The 1,651-nt window shown below is 70.0% G+C and carries 2 protein-coding genes; one reads left to right on the top strand and one right to left on the bottom strand.

Translation table 11 applies throughout. The features are described from left to right. The coding region (locus tag ACTS2Z_RS10610) for a TOBE domain-containing protein (RefSeq protein ID WP_442573180.1) at positions 1 to 209 on the top strand (209 nt) is incomplete at its 5' end. 4 nt (positions 210 to 213) lie between these two features. Here ACTS2Z_RS10610 and ACTS2Z_RS10605 read toward each other — a convergent pair. Then, a partial coding sequence (locus ACTS2Z_RS10605; RefSeq protein ID WP_442573179.1) for an ABC transporter permease occupies positions 214 to 1,651 on the bottom strand: 1,438 nt, incomplete at its 5' end.

Genomic DNA, 1,651 nt, shown 5'->3' with positions numbered 1-1,651 from the left:
CGCTGTTCCGGCCGTCCGACGTGGCGGTGAACCCCGCAGGCGGGTTTTCCGGAAGGGTGGCCGCTGCGACCTACCGCGGTGGCCACTGGGAGGCGCAGGTCGAGGTCGCGGGGCTTCCCGCGTCCTTCGTCCTTCACCTGCCGCAGCGGGCCGACCCGGGAGATGTCCTGACGTTCGGGCTCAACGGCGGCTGGCTCCTGCCCGGCTGAGGCATCAGAGCCGCCAGGGAACCACGCCAGGTGGCAGCCGCCGTCCGAGCCGGTCGAGGAGCGCCATGAGGAGCACGGTCGCCACCACCGTTACGGCAGAGATGGCCGCGGCCAGCGTCGTGTAGCCGCCGTTCTCGTAGTTGTAGATGACGGTTCCGATGGTCTCGGTGCCGGTCGACCAGAGAAGCGCGGAGACCGTAACCTCGTTGTAAGCGGTCAGGAAGACGAGGATTGCGCCGGAGGCCGCTGCCGGCGCCACGAGCGGCAGGAAGATCCGGCGCATCCGTTGCAGCCACCCCGCACCGGCGATACGCGCGGCCTCGTCGAGTGCTGGGTCGAGTTGCAGGCAGGCGGCGGATACCGGCTTCAGCGCCACCGCGAAGAAGGCCGCGAGATAGGCGAGGACGATGATCCAGAGCGTGTTGTAGAGCGAGACCCCGACCAGCGGCAGTGGCTTCAGGAAGGTCAGGATGAAGGCGATGGAGATGACGATGCCGGGGATGGCGTAGGTCGTCTCCGCGAGGCCCGCGATCCCGGCCCCGAGCGTGCGGCGCGGCCCTTTGGGCCCCGCCAGGAGGCGCGCGGCGAATGCGGCGAGGCCCGCCAGCGCCAGCGCTGCCGCCCCCGCCGCAAGCGAGGAGTTCGCGAAGGCGCGAAGCGTGACCGACTGGCGGATCAGCACCTGCTCGAAGTTCGCGAAGGTCATCGTCTCGAAGCTCAGCGGCACGCCATAGGTGACGACCAGCGCCGTCCCGAAGAGCGCGGCCATCGGGAGGGCAAGTGTGGCCGCCACGACGAAAACGAGGACGGCCTCTGCGGTCCAGCGCGCGCGGCCGAGATCGACGTGCAGCGGCGCCTGCACCTGACCGACGAGCGGCGCGCGACTCCGTGCCGCGAGGGTCATCTGCACCGCGACGACCGCGATGGCGAGCATCGCCATCAGGGCCGAGAGCACCGCGACGTCGGCCAGCATCGAGGGCCCGAAGCTCGACAGACGCTGCCAGATGAGAACGGGGAGCGTCGTGTACCGGCCCGGGATGCCGAGAAGCGCCGGTATGCCGAAATTGCCGAGCGCCGAGACGAAAGCAAGTGCACCGGCGGCCAGGAGGCTCGGTCCGAGAAGGGGCAGGATGATCCGGAGAAGCAGCCGGACCGGTCTCGCGCCCGCGACGCGGGCTGCCTCGGCCATGTCGCGTGGCAGCATCCGGACTGCGGCCAATACCACGAGGAACACGAGCGGCATGTGCTGGACGGAGAGGAGCGCGATCACCCCGCCCCGCCCGTACAGTGGGTGCGGTGTTCCGGGCGGCGGTGCGAGGCCGAGCGCCCCGAGGAGGGGCGATGAAGGCCCGAGCGCCTGCGTCCAGGCAATTGCCGTGACATGTGGCGGGATCATCATCGGAATGAGGAGGAGGAAGACGAAGACCGCCTTGCCCCGCAGG

The organism is Glycocaulis sp. (assembly GCF_052168375.1).
Classification (GTDB): domain Bacteria; phylum Pseudomonadota; class Alphaproteobacteria; order Caulobacterales; family Maricaulaceae; genus Glycocaulis.
The sequence above is the reverse complement of the archived record's forward strand: the minus strand, read 5'-3'. Positions and strand labels throughout refer to the sequence as shown.